At 45.9% G+C, this 16,971-nt stretch carries 16 protein-coding genes; 9 read left to right on the top strand and 7 right to left on the bottom strand.

Annotation, left to right across the window (positions count from 1 at the left end; all coding sequences use genetic code 11):
- Positions 1–123 precede the first annotated feature (123 nt).
- From queF to AC438_RS00015, 3 genes are all read right to left on the bottom strand, one after another.
- Positions 124–1,005, bottom strand: a complete 882-nt coding sequence (queF, locus tag AC438_RS00005) for an NADPH-dependent 7-cyano-7-deazaguanine reductase QueF (RefSeq protein WP_053979228.1) — start codon at positions 1,003–1,005, stop codon at positions 124–126.
- Between the two features lie 111 nt (positions 1,006–1,116).
- The gene (locus AC438_RS00010) at positions 1,117–1,890 is read right to left on the bottom strand and encodes an ABC transporter permease (RefSeq protein ID WP_053979229.1); all 774 of its coding nucleotides are present in this window, start codon (positions 1,888–1,890) and stop codon (positions 1,117–1,119) included.
- The gene (locus AC438_RS00015; RefSeq protein ID WP_053979230.1) at positions 1,887–2,807 is read right to left on the bottom strand and encodes an ABC transporter ATP-binding protein; all 921 of its coding nucleotides are present in this window, start codon (positions 2,805–2,807) and stop codon (positions 1,887–1,889) included. The genes AC438_RS00010 and AC438_RS00015 overlap by 4 nt, the downstream gene beginning before the upstream one ends.
- Before the next feature lie 385 nt (positions 2,808–3,192).
- Between AC438_RS00015 and AC438_RS00020 the strand changes: the two genes are divergently transcribed.
- The 4 genes from AC438_RS00020 to AC438_RS00035 all read left to right on the top strand — a co-directional run bounded on the left by AC438_RS00020 (position 3,193) and on the right by AC438_RS00035 (position 7,022).
- Entirely contained in the window at positions 3,193–3,669 is a 477-nt protein-coding gene (locus AC438_RS00020; protein WP_053979231.1) for a DUF4265 domain-containing protein, read from the top strand.
- A 63-nt stretch (positions 3,670–3,732) separates the two neighbouring features.
- Positions 3,733–4,509, top strand: a complete 777-nt coding sequence (yaaA, locus tag AC438_RS00025; RefSeq protein WP_053979232.1) for a peroxide stress protein YaaA — start codon at positions 3,733–3,735, stop codon at positions 4,507–4,509.
- 293 nt (positions 4,510–4,802) lie between these two features.
- Positions 4,803–5,732 (top strand): hypothetical protein, encoded by a 930-nt coding sequence (locus tag AC438_RS00030; RefSeq protein WP_053979233.1) that lies wholly within the window; start codon positions 4,803–4,805, stop codon positions 5,730–5,732.
- A 429-nt stretch (positions 5,733–6,161) separates the two neighbouring features.
- Complete coding sequence (locus AC438_RS00035) at positions 6,162–7,022, top strand: response regulator (RefSeq protein ID WP_053979234.1); 861 nt, start codon at positions 6,162–6,164, stop codon at positions 7,020–7,022.
- Positions 7,023–7,106: 84 nt separating this feature from the next.
- Here the strand turns inward: AC438_RS00035 and AC438_RS00040 are convergent, their stop codons facing one another.
- Positions 7,107–8,168, bottom strand: coding sequence for a zinc-binding alcohol dehydrogenase family protein (locus AC438_RS00040; RefSeq protein WP_476638767.1), 1,062 nt, complete (start codon positions 8,166–8,168; stop codon positions 7,107–7,109).
- Positions 8,169–8,334: 166 nt separating this feature from the next.
- Here AC438_RS00040 and AC438_RS00045 point away from each other — a divergent pair, with 166 nt between their 5' ends.
- The gene (locus tag AC438_RS00045; RefSeq protein ID WP_238376285.1) at positions 8,335–9,282 is read left to right on the top strand and encodes a LysR family transcriptional regulator; all 948 of its coding nucleotides are present in this window, start codon (positions 8,335–8,337) and stop codon (positions 9,280–9,282) included.
- A 133-nt stretch (positions 9,283–9,415) separates the two neighbouring features.
- Here AC438_RS00045 and panB read toward each other — a convergent pair whose 3' ends face one another.
- The 3 genes from panB to pcnB all read right to left on the bottom strand — a co-directional run bounded on the left by panB (position 9,416) and on the right by pcnB (position 12,133).
- Positions 9,416–10,231 (bottom strand): 3-methyl-2-oxobutanoate hydroxymethyltransferase, encoded by an 816-nt coding sequence (gene panB / locus AC438_RS00050; RefSeq protein ID WP_053979236.1) that lies wholly within the window; start codon positions 10,229–10,231, stop codon positions 9,416–9,418.
- Between the two features lie 103 nt (positions 10,232–10,334).
- The gene (gene folK / locus AC438_RS00055) at positions 10,335–10,811 is read right to left on the bottom strand and encodes a 2-amino-4-hydroxy-6-hydroxymethyldihydropteridine diphosphokinase (protein WP_053979237.1); all 477 of its coding nucleotides are present in this window, start codon (positions 10,809–10,811) and stop codon (positions 10,335–10,337) included.
- Positions 10,812–10,813: 2 nt separating this feature from the next.
- Positions 10,814–12,133, bottom strand: coding sequence for a polynucleotide adenylyltransferase PcnB (gene pcnB, locus AC438_RS00060; RefSeq protein ID WP_238376286.1), 1,320 nt, complete (start codon positions 12,131–12,133; stop codon positions 10,814–10,816).
- Between the two features lie 505 nt (positions 12,134–12,638).
- Between pcnB and AC438_RS00065 the strand changes: the two genes are divergently transcribed.
- The 4 genes from AC438_RS00065 (at position 12,639) to AC438_RS00080 (ending at position 16,969) form a co-directional block, all read left to right on the top strand.
- Positions 12,639–14,861 carry an NADP-dependent isocitrate dehydrogenase gene (locus tag AC438_RS00065; protein ID WP_053979239.1) on the top strand — a complete coding sequence of 741 codons (2,223 nt, stop codon included), beginning with the start codon at positions 12,639–12,641 and terminating at the stop codon, positions 14,859–14,861.
- Positions 14,862–15,189: 328 nt separating this feature from the next.
- Positions 15,190–15,690: an Mpo1 family 2-hydroxy fatty acid dioxygenase gene (locus AC438_RS00070; protein WP_202904679.1), complete on the top strand. Its 501-nt coding sequence runs from the start codon at positions 15,190–15,192 to the stop codon at positions 15,688–15,690.
- A gap of 45 nt (positions 15,691–15,735) precedes the next feature.
- Positions 15,736–16,107, top strand: a complete 372-nt coding sequence (locus tag AC438_RS00075) for a DUF1294 domain-containing protein (protein WP_082353780.1) — start codon at positions 15,736–15,738, stop codon at positions 16,105–16,107.
- Between the two features lie 160 nt (positions 16,108–16,267).
- Positions 16,268–16,969, top strand: coding sequence for an RluA family pseudouridine synthase (locus AC438_RS00080; RefSeq protein ID WP_053979240.1), 702 nt, complete (start codon positions 16,268–16,270; stop codon positions 16,967–16,969).
- Positions 16,970–16,971 lie beyond the last annotated feature (2 nt).

Genomic DNA, 16,971 nt, shown 5'->3' on the forward strand with positions numbered 1-16,971 from the left:
AAGGATCTTAAATACGCGTTTTTAGGTACAAAAGGCAATGCTAAATGAAAGCAATTATTACTCTTTCAGCTCACATTGCCTTATCTATTATCTATTGTCATCGAGCGTCTTTTATTAAAGCTGTTATTGCCTTGCGCCTTTAATGCTTGGTGGTATCTGGTTATGACTGCTGCGAAATGGGTTGATATCTAAGCCGCCGCGGCGAGTGTAGCGGGCATACACCCATAAACTACTAGGCTTTAGGGTTTGCCATAAGTCACAGTACATTTGCTCTACACAGTTTTCATGAAAATCTTGGTGGCCGCGATAGCTTACGATATAAGCCAAAAAGCTTTCAGGGGTGATAGCTGCGCCTTCTACTTCTACCCATACGCTGGCCCAATCAGGTTGGCCCGTGACGGGGCAGTTACTTTTTAATAAATGGCTAAATAGTTGTTGTTTTTTTGTGTGAGGTGCTGCGCTATCGTCGGTGGTTAATGCGATAGGCTGTAATAGTGCTGCACTGGGTATATAACTGGGGTTGGCGAGAGCTAAATCATCGACGCAGGTAAAACCTTGAATGCAAGTAGGTGGGTGTTGATAATCATTTAATCTAATCACCGTCAGTCCTACAGGTTGGCCAGCGGCTTGGGTTAAATCGTTAATCAGAGTTTTTTCTAATTGTGTTTGGTTAATGCGTGTTTGGTTAAATGAATTTAAGTAATATTTAAATGATTTTGACTCAATAATATTAGGACTATTGGCAGGCACACTAAATTCAGCAATCGCTGCACAGGGCTTGCCTGTTTCATCTAACCAAGACAGTTCATAGCCTGTCCATATATCAACGCCTTTAAATTGCTGGTTAGGCAATGCTTGCAAAGGTAGATGCTCTCGGCAAATACTGCGTGCAATGGGTTGTAGTAATGCGGGGTTGTATTGGTCTTGGTAGGCTTGTTGTTGGCCTAGTGCCAGCTCTAGGCCAAAGCGATTATTATGTTCTTTAGTGTCTTGTGTGTCAGTCATAGTGTTTTTACTAAAAATAGTGGACTATATGCCATTGCTCAACAATGTAATTACTCAGCAATGGCATTGTTGAATATTTGATGACTTAGTTCGTATGATTAAGGTTTGTTATTACTGTTTGAGTTTATGGGTTTTTTCTAATAAGTACCAGCACACGCCATACAAGGCTACAACCATAAGGCAGAGACCGGTAATAGCGGCGCCTATATTGATGTCGCTAATGCCTAATATGCCGTATCTAAAGCTGTTGACTAAATACAGTATGGGGTTAAATTGCGATAAAATCTGACCAAATGTTGGCAGCATATCGATAGAATAAAAAACACCGCCTAAATATGTGAGTGGTGTTAATACAAAAGTAGGGATAATACTAATATCGTCAAAGCTGTTGGCAAACACCGCGTTAATAAAACCCGCGAGCGAAAATAAAACGGCCGCTAAAACAATCACAACCAAGGTAATAAACACATTGTGAATAGCGACCGAGGTAAAAAAGAACGAAACAGTTGTTACAATAATACCAATCAGTAAGCCCCGCAGTGCACCGCCACTAATATAGCCGGCAATAATAATACTGCTGGGTGTAGGGCTAACTTGCAGCTCTTCTATGCTGCGATTAAATTTGGCGCTAAAAAAAGACGACACCACGTTAGAGTAGCTGTTGTTAATAACCGCCATCATCACAAGCCCAGGCACCACAAAAGTAATGTAGGGCGTGCCGCTCATCTCGCCTATACGCTCGCCAATAAGCTTGCCAAAAATAATAAAATACAAGCTCATAGTGATAACAGGTGGTAATAAGGTTTGCACCCAAATACGGGTAAAGCGTTTGATTTCTTTGCGGACTAAAGTGGCGTAAGCCACCCATAACTGCTGAATGTTCATGCGGTCCCTTTGTTGACAAGTTTTACAAAAAGCTCTTCTAGGCGATTGGTTTTGTTGCGCATACTGGTAATGTTAATGGCATGTTGCGATAAGTGATTAAAGACGGCGTTTAATGACTGCCCTTTTGTAATTTCGACCTCTAGGGTATTTTCGTCACTTTGTGTCAACGTGTAGCCATGCAGTGGGGGAAGGGTATTGGGCTGTATGTCGCAATCGAGAATAAACACTTCACAATCTAAGCGCTTGAGTAGCTCTTTGGTATTGGTGTTTTCGGCAATTTTACCGTCATTAATGATGGCGATATTGCGGCACAATTGCTCGGCTTCTTCGAGGTAGTGCGTGGTTAAAATAATGGTAGTGCCTTCACGGTTAATGCGTTGTAAAAACTCCCACATAGAGCGCCTTAGCTCAATATCTACCCCAGCGGTAGGCTCATCTAGCACCAGCAGCTTAGGTTTGTGTACCAGCGCGCGGGCAATCATTAGGCGGCGCTTCATACCACCCGATAACATACGCGCTTGTGTATCGCGTTTATCCCATAGATCGAGTTGTTTGAGTAGCTCATTGGCACGGCTAACCGCTTGTGATTTAGGTAGGCCATAATAACCTGCCTGGTTAACCACAATATCAAAGACTTTTTCGAAGACGTGAAAGTTGAATTCTTGGGGCACTAAGCCTAAATACTGTTTCGCTTGGCTAAATTGAGTGTCAGTATTACAGCCAAAAACACTCACGTTGCCAGTGGTTTTTTGGATGAGTGAGCTAATAATGCCAATCGTAGTCGACTTGCCGGCACCATTGGGGCCCAGTAGTGCAAAAAAATCACCTTGCTCGACGGTAAGGTCGATGCCTTTTAGTGCGGTAAAGCCGTTGCCGTAAGTTTTGGTTAGGCCGGTAATGGCCAAAGCAGGAACCATAAAAAACGCCTCAAATGTGTAGTGATAATCAAGGCGTTATGGTAGGGGAATGTGGTGCTGGGCACCACATTTTAATTGAAGTGTGAGTGATTAAATGCCTAGCGCTTGTATAAGACGCCTTCTGCAACCATCAAGCCTGCTTCGCCTTCGACGTGCTTGCGGAAGCTGGCACGGATAGGCAGTAGGCATTTTGGCTTGAGCTAGATGATGTGATGATCTCTAGGCTGGATGTTGAGCTATAAAGAGTGGACTGCTAATCGCTGAGTAAACAAAAGTTCTTTTAGTGTGTGTGAGTCTACATTTTTTGTATTGCGCAGTTTTCTCGCCCTTATAGTGGCGTATTCCGTATAATGGAGGCTTTTTGAAACCGTCTGTAGGGAGTGTTATGTCTTCGTTAAGTGTGATTGAAATGTATGCGGGTATTGGCCCCGATGGCAAACAAGTGGCTGAAAAGCTGCAGGTGAATGTGCGCGAGGATAACGCTTGTCAACTAGTGCGCTCGCCTGCGTTTATTAAAGGTTTGGCCGGTGGCGATGTGGTAATGCTCAACAAACAAAGCGGCCAATTTGAGCTAACCCAGCGCAGTGGTAATGTGTGTATTCGAGTCTTTAGCAAAAATGATCTTGCGGCTGTGGCTGAGCGCTTAACGCCAGAGCTTGAAAAGCTAGGGGGCGATTTAGATATAGAAACCCCGCGTATGTTGGTGTTTACCATTCATGTGAGTTGTGGCTTTGACAAAATAGAAGCTATTTTAAATGCAGCTATGCACGATGGTAGTGTGTGGTTATACGGTAATGTTTACAGTGAAGAAGACGGCGAAACGCCACTCAATTGGTGGCAAGAGATTCTTAAACCGCAATAATCGAGTCTTTTCGGATTGACTTTTACGTCAATATTTACTTGTACTTCAATAAAAGGTCACAGCGTGTTACTGGTTATATCCCCCGCAAAAAATTTAGACGAAACTAGCGAGCTACCTAACGTTAAAGCCACTCAGCCGGCACTGTTAAGCGAGGCCGCAACGCTCATTAAGCAATTGCAGTCCTTGGCGCCACACGATATATGTACACTCATGAAACTGTCAGACAAGTTAGGGACCCTCAATTACGAGCGGTTTCAAGCGTGGCAGCAGCCCTTCACACTCAGTAATGCGCGCCCTGCGGTATTAACCTTTAATGGTGATGTATACCAAGGTTTAGATGCCGCTAACTTTAGCGGTGATGACTTTGCTTTTGCCCAAAAGCATTTACGCATTTTGTCCGGTCTTTATGGTCTGTTGCGCCCGCTCGATTTGATACAAGCTTATCGCTTAGAGATGGGTACTAAATTTGCCAATAATCGCGGCAAAGATTTATATGCTTTTTGGGGTACCATGATTACCGATGCATTAAATGCTGAGCTGAAAAAGCAAGGCAGTAATACCGTGGTTAATTTAGCCTCTACCGAATATTTTAAAGCGGTAAAAGTTAAGCAATTAAATGCCGATATTATTGAGCCTGTTTTTAAAGATTATAAAAATGGCCAATACAAAATCATCAGCTTTTATGCCAAAAAAGCACGCGGTTTAATGAGTGCCTATTGCATTAAAAACGCCATTACCAAGCCCGAGCAACTCAAAGCATTTGATGTGGCCGGTTATGGCTTTAGCGCCGCAGAGTCTACAGCTCATAAATGGGTGTTTACGCGTAACTTAGAGGCTTAAATAAAGTCACGGTGATCCCTTTTTTTGCTCAATATGGGTGCATCAGCGCTTAGGTCCAGTATACATAAATAAATTAATTGGCGCCTAAAAGATTCTTATGACGCCTTTTTTGATAAGCAGGCCATAAACAGTTTATAAGGGTAGGTAGTGTCGGTGAAGCATTAAAAATATGAGGTTAAAAGTGTGCCTTTTTTGTTTAAAATTAGCGCACATTTTATGAAATAGCATTTTTTTATGATTAATTGCTATGTTATCTTTGATTCTTGATCAATAACTTCATAAGAGAATATTTAATGTGTTTGAATAAAAAAATGACTTTAGCGACGGCAACGGCTTTGGCGACTTTATTTATGAGTGGCTGTGGGAGTGATTCTAAGTCTTCACCGACACCCAGTAGTCAAGGTGCCAGTAGTCAAGATATCAGTAGTCAATATTCTAGTAGTCAAGGCTCTACAAGTAGCGACGGCTCCAGTAGTAGCCAAGGGCCTAAAAGTGAATTTAGTGGCATTTGGCTGACTATTCAAGACCCAGAAGATGTAGCTAGTGAGGATTACCAAGATCAAGTGGTGGTTATTGGTGATGATGGCGTTGTCTCGTATTATCATTGTGACTTTTTTGAGTACGCATTTTCGGCGATGTTCGAGGAGGCGATAAATGAAGAGGGGCGCATCAGTTATCACTACAAAAGTCGTTTTGACAATGAAAAAAGAGCACTCTCTTTTAGCTTTGACGGTGATTTACTAAAAACGGCTGATGTAGGAGAGGAAGAGCCTGAGGATATCTTTATCGAAACGCATGAAAAAGTAGAGGCTATGCCTAGCAGCTGTTACTCGGGACTCTTTGAAACCGCGCTTAAAAATACTGTGCCCACTACACTTTCGAGCGAGCAAGATACTGGCATTACACTCGATTATAAATACCGATTAACAGAGCCGCGGCCTGACGAAAAATTTGGTATAGAGTTAAGAGGCTACCGAGCTACCGATACCGCAGAAGAGAGCTTTTATGATTTTCCAGAGGTGGATAAAATTATAGAGCCTAACCCGGCGACGGGTAACAATATTGTAGAGGGTAGCTTTACATTTACCATCAGTGCCGCGGTACTCAAAAGAGAAGGTATAGAGGCTGTCGAGTTGGACTTTGTCACCTATGACGCCGATAATACGACCAGTGCGTATAATTTAGATAATGAGGTGAAAACCTTTACGGTGACCATGCCTTAGTAACACCTTGATGTTTTAAAAGGCGGCCTTTGGGCTGCCTTTACCACTACCACAAAAACATGCACGCTTGGCTGTATGCCAAGCTGGCTCTTGTATAGGTTCTAATAGGCTCTAATAGGTTCTGTGCATAGATTTTGTCCACAGTTCTATGTAAGCTCTATGCGCCGCATAACCTTCGGTTAGTTTCTCTGACCGCTCATACGCAATCTCTCATCGAATTTTTGACGCAATAAAAATCCATGCTCTGCTTTAGTGGGTGCGTCGCATGTCAATTTCGGTATATAAAATACGCCTACAAGATTATTTAAGTCTTTATATTGTTTGTGCCAAGGGCGCTTGCAAGCAAAAACCAGCTAACCTAAAAGAGAGGTTCACCCGCTGGAATGGGTGCGGCTGAGATTTTTGAGACTTGAATGAAAGAGGTCTGTAATGCCGGTAAAAATTATGGTGGCTGATGATGCTACTTTTGTGCGCGATATGATTAAGCGTACCCTTCGTACAATGGTGCAGGGTGTGGAGCTATTAGAGGCGCCCGATGGCGCTCGCGCCCGAGTGATTATCAAGCAAAAACAGCCTGATCTTATTTTGTCGGATTGGGAGATGCCAGAACTCAGTGGTGAAGAGCTACTCCAGTGGTTGCGAGAAGAGTCCCCCACACCCAAAACACCTTTCATTATGATTACCAGTCGTGGTGACCGCGAGCATGTTATGGCAGCGGTGCAGGCAGGGGTTAACGATTACATCTCTAAGCCTTTTACCCCCGAAGAGCTGATCCGCAAAGTTGCTAAACAACTTAAAAAGTTGAATATCAGCTTAAAGCCTGGCGGCGATCCCGACAAAAAAGTACAACAAGACTCCCTGTCGTTATTAACCAACGGCGCGACCAAGCCCAAAGCCAAACCGGCCGTGGTTAACCCATTTGCTAGTCCACAGGCAGCAAGCGCTGAGCCAAAGGTCAAGCCTGCGGCCAAAAAAGCAAAAGGAGGCAATTTTGAGGGCAGAGCAGTCTTACGTTTGGCTGGCAAAGCGCCTTTGGAGTGCGCGGTACGCGAGGCTTCTTTGCAGGCGTTAGGAGTGTTTTTGGTACGACCTGATCAAATACCCTGCGTTTTTGATCAGGCGGTTGTTGACTTAGCGGATAAAAACGAGCAATTAATTGCCACTATTAATGCTTACATTCATAGCGTGCAAGCGGTAGAGCCCAATGCTGCCAGCCGAGGCATTAAAGTGGTGGTACGCTTTGTGGATAATGACCCCGCTAAAATGGAAGCGCTTTCATTGCATCTGTAGTGAGCACTTGTCAGTGTCAGCATAGGCCAAGCACTGATGAAGGTAGACGCCGTGTTCTACTTAAGTGAATGACGCCTGAGGGGTTTAAAAGCCTTCTAGTACTAGCTTGCCGATTGATTGGCCCGACTCGAGTATCTCGTGAGCGGCTCGCAGGTTCTTGGCGTTGATAGCCCCTAAATTTTTGCCGATGGTTGTTTTAATAAAACCTTGATCAACAAGGCTCGAGACTTGGTTGAGTAGCTCGCTTTGGCTTTGAATGTCGGCGGCATTAAACATTGAGCGGGCAAACATAAATTCAATATGTAGCGATAAACTTTTAGGCTTTAGTTTCATCACCTCTAGAGGTGCTTTGGGGTCGTCAATCATAGCGATTTTGCCAAAAGGTGCTAAGAGCTCGATATAGGTATCGTAGTAATACTCTGTACTGTTTAGGCTGGCGATATGGGTGACTTGACCTAAACCGAGCGCTTCAATTTGTGGCTGCAAAGGCTTAGAGTGGTCAACAACATGGTCGGCGCCTAGTGCTTTAACCCAGGCTTGTGAGCTAGGGCGTGACGCGGTAGCAATCACGGTAGCACCTGTAATAGCTTTGGCTAACTGTAATAATATAGAGCCAACACCACCGGCTGCGCCAATGACCAGTAGTACTTCCTGTGTTGTTGTCGTGGCCTCGGGTGCTTGCTGTTCGATGGCTAAATGGTCAAATAATAGCTCCCATGCGGTAATTGTGGTGAGCGGCAAGGCTGCGGCTTCGGCATCCGCTAGGCTTTTGGGTTTGTGCCCTACAATGCGCTCGTCAACCAATTGGTACTCAGCATTACTGCCTTGGCGGTTAAGGTCGCCAGCATAAAATACAGTGTCGCCAGGCTTAAAGTGACTAGCAGCTGCACCAGTGGCAATCACTTCGCCAACAGCATCCCAGCCAATAATTTTTGTTTCGCCGATAGCGGGGGGCATGTTTTGGCGAATTTTGTAATCGACGGGGTTAACGGCAATGGCTTTGACTTTAACCAGTAAATCGCGGCCGGTAGCAATAGGCTGGGCAACCTCTACGTCCAAGAGTGAGGATGCATCACTAATAGGCAGTGACTGGGTGTAGCCGATGGCTTTCATGGTGTTGCTTGATGACGTCGTTGCTGTGCTCATAATGATGACTCGTGAGTGTGGGTGAATGTGGTTGGCTTGTGAGTATATTAGGCGGTGTTGTTAATATAATAAATAGTGTAATCTTTGAATAATTATCAAATTATATTTGATAATAACTGAATGCCTTATGATTAACAGTCTTGAATATTATTAAACCGTATGTGAGATGAGCAAAGTGCTATTAGAAGACCTGCAAGTTGTTCTTAAAGTTGCCGAGTTTCGCAGCATTACAAAAGCGGCCGCGCATTTAGATATGCGTATGGCCACGGCGAGTGCCGCCCTTAAGCGTGCAGAGGCGGCCTTAGGGGCTGAGTTATTTATTCGTACAACCCGCCAAATTAGGTTGTCGAGTGCTGGCGAGCGCTATTTACCCGAGTGCGAAAAAGCATTGCTCCTATTGGATCAGGCTAAGCAAGCTATGTGCGGTAGCGACGGTAAAGTTGAAGGTGAAGTGCGCTTGTCACTGTCGTCTGATTTGGGGCGCAATGTGGTAATGCCCTGGTTGGATGACTTTATGGATGCGCACCCTCACATTAGTTTAAAAGCCACAATCAGCGATAGCACCATCGATTTTTATCGCGATTCGGTGGATATGGCGCTGCGCTACGGACCTCCTAAAGATTCTAACCTGTACGGCTTTAAAATTTGCGATGTACCGGGCGTGTTGTGCGCCACGCAAGCGTATTTGGCGCAGCAAGGTACCCCTGCGCACCCGCACGATTTGGCCACGCACAACGGGTTGTTTTATCAGCTGCACGATGTCATTTATAACGTGTGGGCTTTTACCCGTGAAGGCGAAGAATATACGGTCAAAATGCGGGGTAATCGCGCCAGTAATGATGGTGACTTGGTGCGACGATGGTGTGTGGCCGGTAAAGGGGTTGCCGTGAAGTCGTGTCTTGATATGTGCGCTGATTTGCTCGCGGGTCGAGTGGTCAATGTCTTGCCGCACTTTACACCACGTACCTCAGAGCTATGGCTTATATGCCCGAGTCGTCAATCGATTACGCCGGCTATGCGGCTATTGCGCGATGCCTTTAAAGCAAAAAGTGCGCTGATGCTAGAGCAGCTTGCTGCTGCGGGTGTTATTAGTACCGATAAGCTTAAATCATAAGAGAGACGAGCTTTTTCAGCTAGGCTGAATAGCTGCGCCATCATAAAATGCCCGCATTGGCGAGCGCTTTATGATGCTAGGTGTGTATAGGCCTAGGTGTGCATAAGTTTAGGTATGCATAGCCGATGTGCCGTTATTCAAAGCCGTGCTCAGCCGCAGGGAAAATACCGGCTTTGACATCACCGACGTACTGGGTTAGTGCCCCGGCTATATCCCCGGCTTCGACTAAAAAGTTTTTGCTGAACTTTGGGGGTTTAGGCGTAAGCCCTAAAATATCGTTGACTACCAACACCTGTGCGTCGGTATCTTTGCCTGCGCCAATGCCAATTACGGGGGTGGCCACCGCTTCACTGATTTGCTTGGCCAGCTCGCTTGGAACGCACTCTAACACTAATAAGTCGGCGCCAGCTTGGGCCAAGGCTTGGGCATCATTTAAGAGCGTTTGGGCTTGTTTTTGTGTGCGCCCTTGCACTTTAAAACCGCCGAGTTTATTCACCGATTGCGGGGTGAGCCCTAAGTGTGCGCACACGGGAATACCGCGCTCTGCTAGCATGGTTACTGTGGGAGCTAACCATTGCCCACCTTCCATTTTGACCATATGGGCACCGGCTTGCATAATGCGCATGGCATTGTGCATGGCGAGCTCAACGGTGGCATAGCTCATAAAGGGCATATCGCCTAAAATGAGCGATTTTTTATTGCCGCGTGCAACTGCCTCCACATGATAAAGCATATGCTCCATCGTCACAGGTAGGGTAGAGTCATACCCTAAAACAGTCATCCCAAGGCTATCGCCAACTAATACGGTCTCTACGCCGGTTTGCTCTGCCATCGCCGCCATGGGGGCATCATACAGGGCAACACAGGTAAATTTTTCACCTTGGGCCTTAAGTTTTTGAAGAGTGTGAATAGTCACGGGTTTAACGAGTGGGTCTTGTAGGTAAGCCATTAGGGCGCTCCGCAATAAAGAAAAAAGCCAAGCGATTAAATATGAAATTATCGCTATTATTCTTAAGATTAAAAGCCAATAAAAAGTGTCGAGTCAATGCGCATTAAATTTGCTCGATACCTGTTTGATCGCATTGTTGTACCAGCGCTTTGAGGGGGGTACCGTTAGGCAAGCTAAGCTCGCTGGCAATATCATTAAGCGGCAGCAATACAAAGCCGCGCTCTGTCATAAATGCATGCGGCACTGTTAAGCGCTCGGTCGCGATAGTGTCGTTGTTCCACAACAAAATATCTAAATCTAAAGTGCGCGGCCCCCAGTGCTCTTTGCGTACGCGCTGGTGCGCTTGCTCTATAGCTTGTAGTGCTGTTAAAAAGCGATGGGCATCGAGTGAGGTATGCGCTTTGGCGACGCCATTAATAAAGTCCGGCTGAATGGGTCCTACAGCAGTACTTTTGTACCAAGGTGAGTGGCTCACGAGTGTGGTACCTGTGATGGCATTGATTTCTTCGAGTGCTTGAGTGACTTGCTGCAAGGGTTGATCTAGGTTGCTGCCTAAACCAATATACACAGTATTTAACATAGTTAATCGCTAGCGGGCGGTGGACTATTGTCGTGAGTGGAGTGATCTTTTTTGGGTTTGCGCCGACGCGGTTTGCGCTTGGGCTTATTACTGGTTTGTTGGGTATTGAGCGCTTCTACCATGGTTTGTTGATGAGCTTCATCAGCAAATTGAAACTCCGTCCACCAGCGGCCTGCGCCGTTAAAATCTTCGCCGGCGTCTTCGCGCAATAATAAAAAGTCATAGGCGGCGCGAAAGCGTTGATGCTCGAGCGCGCCAAAACAGCGCTTGCCTGGGCGCGTAGCCAGCACATGCTGTAAATACCAGATGTCGCGCATAGGTAAGGTAAAGCGCTTAGGAATCGAAGTGCGTGTCAGTTGTTGGCTGATAACGCTGGCAACGGCGGCATTTCTCGCATCGCCTATTTTCATACCCTCAGCCAGTAAGCGTTTAATTTCTGCTTGTAATGGTAGCCATAAAAATACAGCAAAAATAAACGCTGGCGTCACGCGTTTGCCTTGGCGAATGCGCTTGTCGGTATTGACGCACACAAGCTCAATCATCTTTTGATTAAACTCACTGTCATTGATTAAAGGTGTAGCGCCTGGAAATAAGTGAGTCAGTAGGTTGTATTCTCGCAGACTATTGTAAGTGGCCGTTGCCGATCCTCCGAGCATTAATTTCAGTACTTCTTCAAAGAGTCTGGCGGCGGGGATATGATCGAGCAACTCACCAAGCGATAAAATGGGTTGGGCGGTTGCAGGTTCTAGCTTAAAGGCTAATTTAGCGGCAAAGCGCGCAGCGCGCAGCATGCGAACAGGGTCTTCGCGATAGCGATCGCTAGCATTGCCAATAATGCGCAACGTGCGCGATTTTATATCTTCAAGGCCATGTGTGAAGTCAATTAAGGTTTCGCTGATGGGATCATAATAGAGGGCGTTAATCGTAAAGTCACGGCGCAGAGCATCCGATTCTAGGTCGCCATATACGTTATCGCGCAATAGTAAGCCTTGCTCTGACTGCACAGCGTTATGCGGTTTACCTGTTTGGTGGCTGCCACGAAAAGTTGTGACCTCAATAATCTCGCGGCCAAAACGCACATGCACAATTTTAAAGCGGCGCCCAATAATGCGCGAGCTGCGAAAGACTTGGCGCACCTGCTCGGGTGTTGCATCGGTGGCAACATCAAAGTCTTTTGGCTTGGCTTCTAATAGGCTATCGCGCACACCGCCACCGACAATATAAGCTTGGTAGCCTGCTTGTTGCAGTGACTGGCAGACTTTCACCGCATTAGGGCTGAGCCCATGCAATGACACATGGTGATCGCTGCGTGTGGCTGTCATAGTGTGATTGCCAGCAGATGCAGCGCTGCTAGACGGCGATAAAAGCTTCAGTAAACGTTTTAGCATGGTTTGTATTTTTGAGAGTCAATAAGCAGCGAGTGTAGCATGGTTTGCAGGTGACGGTAGTCTCTAGCTGACGGCAGTCCCTGACTATCGCGGTTATTAGGTTATTGTGCCGCTCTTAAATAATTGTTGCAGTTCTTAAGTTAGGTACCCCTAACCGTTTAGTGTTTTAATCGCGTTATTAAAAGGTGCTGGGCGCGCCCATATTGTTGTGGCCCTCTCTAAGGTCTAATAAATTATGTTGCTATTTGCATCGAAATGTAATTAAAAGCGCTAAATTTCAGCTTTAATGAGCTGAAATTCCTTTACTGTTAAGGAGCTTGCTGAGCTGTTATAATTGCGCCCGTTTTCACCTGTGCTCACTGTTATGTTAACGATTGTTAGTGTACGCAATGCGTGAGCCATACATTTTGCAGATACTCCTCTAAGGCAGGTTAATTGAATGTCCGATTATAAGATTATTTATACCGAAACCGACGAAGCCCCCGCGCTTGCCACTTACTCGTTTTTACCCATTGTTCAAGCCTTCACTGGCGCCGCAAATATTGAAGTGGAGCTAAAAGACATTTCATTAGCGGCTCGTATCTTGGCCTGCTTCCCTGAGTTTTTGCAAGAAGAGCAGCGCCAAAGCGATGCTCTGGCTGAGCTCGGTGAGTTAGCCAAAACTCCCGAAGCGAATATTATCAAGCTGCCTAATATCTCAGCCTCTGTGCCGCAACTTAAAGAAGCCATTAAAGAGCTGCAAGCGCAAGGCTATGCATTACCCGACTACCCAGAAGAGCCAAAAACCGACGAAGAAAAATCGATTCAGTCACGTTACGATAAAATCAAAGGCAGCGCAGTAAACCCCGTATTGCGCGAAGGTAACTCTGATCGCCGCGCGCCAGTCCCTGTTAAAGCCTACGCCCGCAAACATCCGCATTCAATGGGCGCGTGGAGTGCGACTAGCAAGTCACACGTTGCTAGTATGAGTGGCGGTGATTTTTATGGTAGCGAAACGTCTATCACCCTCAACGAAGCCAATACTTTTCACATTGAATTTGTCGCTGCCGATGGCAGTGTAAAAGTATTAAAGCAAGCTGCGCCTTTACTTGCTGGTGAGGTACTAGACTCTAGCGTTATGAGCAAAAAAGCATTAGTGGCTTTTATTGAAGAGCAAATTGTTGCCGCCAAAGCCGAAGATGTTTTGTTTTCACTGCATTTAAAAGCCACCATGATGAAGGTGTCTGACCCTATTATTTTTGGCCATGCTGTAGCGGTGTACTACAAAAGCGTTTTCGATAAGCACGCGCAAACCTTTGCCGATCTTGGTGTTAGCACCAACAATGGTATTGGTGATGTATACAACAAAATACAAACCTTACCCGCAGCGCAGCGCACACAAATAGAAGCCGATCTTGAAGCGGTTTACAGCGTACAGCCAGAGCAGGCTATGGTGGATTCTGATAAAGGCATCACCAACTTGCATGTGCCTAGCGATGTCATTATCGATGCTTCTATGCCGGCCATGTTGCGTAGCTCGGGCAGAATGTGGGGCGCCGATGGCAAGCCAAAAGATACCAAGTGCCTGATCCCTGATCGTTGTTATGCCGGTGTTTACCAAGCGGTATTTGATTTTTGTAAAGAGCACGGCGCCTTTGACCCAACCACTATGGGTACCGTACCTAACGTGGGCTTAATGGCCCAAAAAGCCGAAGAATATGGCTCGCATGATAAAACCTTTGAAGCCGAAGGCGCCGGTACGATTCGCGCCGTTGATGGCAGCGGTAAGGTTTTGCTTGAGCAAAGCGTTGAAGCTGGCGATATCTTCCGGATGTGCCAAACCAAAGATGCACCCATTAAAGACTGGGTTAAATTAGCGGTTAATCGCGCACGAGCAACGGGTTCGCCTTCGATATTTTGGTTAGATGAAAATCGCGCACACGATGCTGAGTTAATTAAAAAGGTGAATACCTATTTAGCCGAGCACGATACCAGCGGTCTAGAAATACATATCATGGCGCCGGTTGATGCCACCTTGTACACCCTAGCGCGCGTCAAGCAAGGCTTAGAAACTATCTCGGTGACAGGTAATGTATTACGCGATTACTTAACCGATTTATTCCCTATTTTGGAGTTAGGTACATCGGCTAAAATGTTATCGATTGTGCCCTTAATGAACGGCGGCGGTTTGTTTGAAACCGGTGCTGGTGGTTCGGCGCCGAAGCATGTACAGCAGTTCGAAAAAGAAGGCTACTTGCGTTGGGATTCACTGGGTGAGTTTTTGGCGTTGTCGCCTTCGCTCGAGCATTACAGTGAAGTGGCAGGCAATGGCCAGGCCAAAATTTTAGCAAAAGCGCTGGATGTCGCAACGGCTAAATTTTTAGATAACGATAAGTCACCAGCGCGTAAATTGGGCTCTATTGATAACCGTGGTAGCCATTTTTACTTGGCCATGTACTGGGCAGAAGCGCTAGCGGCACAAACCGACGATGCTGCTTTGCAAGCGAAATTTGCACCGTTGGCGAGTGCGCTACTTAGCCAAGAGCAAGTGATTGTTGGCGAGTTAATTGCTGCCCAAGGTAGTGCGCAAGTCTTAGGTGGCTACTATCGTCCCGACGCTCAAAAAGTGAGCCAAGCTATGCGTCCAAGTACAACATTGAATCAGTTGTTAGCCGCGCTGTAACGTTTAGTATTGCACATGTTTAAAAATGCCTACTGGTTTAACCTGTAGGCATTTTTTTTATATTTTTTAGTAACTATTCAGCCGAACCAAAAAAAATCTCTCAACAGGGTGCTGATGGGTTATTTTCTGGGCATTTAAGCGCCGAAAGCGCTTATATAGCGACTATGGATGGCTTGAGCGGCCCAGCAAATGATTCATTAGCGCCCGATTTCCGGACCTCTGAATAGTTACATTTTTTATAGGTCTTCTTGTATTATCAGTTTCAGTTTTCATAAAATACCGTCTTGACTCACAAGAGGGTTTATTACTTCAATAGAGAGCATGCATTATGGCTGAGTCAATGAATAGCGCACTATTTAAGCATTTATCGCAATACGCAAAATATCATCAAGATCGGCGTAATGTTGCCACTCATTTTATGGGTATTCCTATGATCGTGATTGCTGTGGCTATTTTGCTATCTCGCCCAAGCTTGTTGCTGGCCGATGTGGCGATAACACCAGCGCTTGTATTAGTTGTTTTTTGCACTATTTTTTATGTGCGCTTACATCTATTGTTGGGGTTGTTTATGGGGGCTTTGCTGTTAGTTGCGGTATGGCTAGGCATAGCGGCCGCACAATTGCCCACCATGCAATGGCTATTGCTGGGCGTAGGGCTATTTGCTGTAGGTTGGTTACTGCAATTTATAGGGCATTATTTTGAAGGTAAAAAACCGGCCTTTATGGATGATATGCGCGGTTTAATTATTGGGCCACTATTTGTAGTGGTCGAGGCCATACTACTACTGGGTTTTAAATCTGATTGGCATCAAAAAATTAACCAACCATAAAATAGATATGGCCGGCACAAAGTCTTTTTTTAAACACTTAAAACCATGACAAAAAAAATAAACGCGGCAGCTATTTTTATTTTGGTGGGCTTTTTAGCGTATGCCACTTTATGGGCAGAGCTAAATTATGCGGCTCTTTACGTTTATGCGCTATTAAGCCTTATGGCTTATGTGCTGTACTGGAAGGATAAGCGGGCTGCCATTAACAACCAATGGCGTATCCCCGAAAACACACTACACTTGTGTGCAGTGTTAGGGGGCTGGCCCGGCGCCATGCTCGCCCAGCAATCTTTTAGACACAAAACCCAAAAAATACGTTTTAGAATTGTTTTTTGGTTTACGGTTGTTATCAACCTCATGCTACTTGTCACACTAGTAACTCCTGAATTGTGGGCTTTATTGGCTTTTAATGTGTAATGCATGCACATCGTTAAAGTGATGTCGTTAAGTTCAATACCCCATTGGTGTCTAATCATAGTACCTGTGAGTTGTGCATCATTTGTTTTTGAAAGTAATACATCCCCGCCTTTTTAGCGTGTGATAATGTGTGGTTCATTGATAACCCCAAAAAAAACAGATGCCTACGCCAATTGTTGATAATTTTATTGCTCCGCCTTGCCATGATGAGCTTCGTATTCTTTATTATGATGATGATATTTTATTGATCGATAAGCCCAGTGGCTTACTGAGTTTATCGGGCAAAAACCCGTTAAATAAAGACTCGGTGCATTACCGTTTAACACAAGGGCGTTTAGTGGGGCAGGGCGCGCGGGCTTACCCAGAGGCGGCGTTGGCGCATCGACTTGATTTTGGCACATCGGGCATTATGTTGGTGGCGCTAAATAGAAGGGCTAATGCGACTATTACGCGGCAGTTTCAAGCGCGTACCGTGAGTAAAACGTATGTGGCGATACTCGATGGCACGCTGGACCGTGACTATGGTGATATACGATATGCCATTGCCAAAGACCCCGCCCATTTTCCAAAGCAAACCCTCTGTGCGGCAACGGGTAAGGCGGCCATCAGCGAGTATCACGTTGTGGCGCGGCTACAAAATCCTGCGCGCACCAAAGTTTGCTTTACGCCGTTAACGGGCCGTACGCACCAGTTGCGTATTCACAGCATGGCCTTTGGGCACCCGATATTAGGCTGCGATTTGTATCGCAATGAGCGTAGCCAGGCGATGGCGCCGCGGCTGTTGTTGCATGCCCATACACTTAATTTTACGCACCCCACTAAGGGCACGGCTGTAGCTGGGCTCAGCCCTTGCCCCTTTTAACG

It is taken from the genome of Marinagarivorans algicola (assembly GCF_001292705.1).
GTDB lineage: Bacteria > Pseudomonadota > Gammaproteobacteria > Pseudomonadales > Cellvibrionaceae > Marinagarivorans > Marinagarivorans algicola.

Coding starts and splice junctions, on each gene's coding strand:
- queF (WP_053979228.1), bottom strand. CDS start 1,005: ATGACTGACACACAAGACACTAAAGAACATAATAATCGCTTTGGCCTA.
- AC438_RS00020 (WP_053979231.1), top strand. CDS start 3,193: ATGTCTTCGTTAAGTGTGATTGAAATGTATGCGGGTATTGGCCCCGAT.
- AC438_RS00070 (WP_202904679.1), top strand. CDS start 15,190: ATGGCTGAGTCAATGAATAGCGCACTATTTAAGCATTTATCGCAATAC.
- AC438_RS00080 (WP_053979240.1), top strand. CDS start 16,268: ATGCCTACGCCAATTGTTGATAATTTTATTGCTCCGCCTTGCCATGAT.
- panB (WP_053979236.1), bottom strand. CDS start 10,231: ATGGCTTACCTACAAGACCCACTCGTTAAACCCGTGACTATTCACACT.
- AC438_RS00045 (WP_238376285.1), top strand. CDS start 8,335: ATGAGCAAAGTGCTATTAGAAGACCTGCAAGTTGTTCTTAAAGTTGCC.
- AC438_RS00075 (WP_082353780.1), top strand. CDS start 15,736: ATGACAAAAAAAATAAACGCGGCAGCTATTTTTATTTTGGTGGGCTTT.
- pcnB (WP_238376286.1), bottom strand. CDS start 12,133: ATGACAGCCACACGCAGCGATCACCATGTGTCATTGCATGGGCTCAGC.
- AC438_RS00035 (WP_053979234.1), top strand. CDS start 6,162: ATGCCGGTAAAAATTATGGTGGCTGATGATGCTACTTTTGTGCGCGAT.
- AC438_RS00040 (WP_476638767.1), bottom strand. CDS start 8,168: ATGAGCACAGCAACGACGTCATCAAGCAACACCATGAAAGCCATCGGC.
- folK (WP_053979237.1), bottom strand. CDS start 10,811: ATGTTAAATACTGTGTATATTGGTTTAGGCAGCAACCTAGATCAACCC.
- AC438_RS00015 (WP_053979230.1), bottom strand. CDS start 2,807: ATGGTTCCTGCTTTGGCCATTACCGGCCTAACCAAAACTTACGGCAAC.
- AC438_RS00065 (WP_053979239.1), top strand. CDS start 12,639: ATGTCCGATTATAAGATTATTTATACCGAAACCGACGAAGCCCCCGCG.
- AC438_RS00030 (WP_053979233.1), top strand. CDS start 4,803: ATGTGTTTGAATAAAAAAATGACTTTAGCGACGGCAACGGCTTTGGCG.
- AC438_RS00010 (WP_053979229.1), bottom strand. CDS start 1,890: ATGAACATTCAGCAGTTATGGGTGGCTTACGCCACTTTAGTCCGCAAA.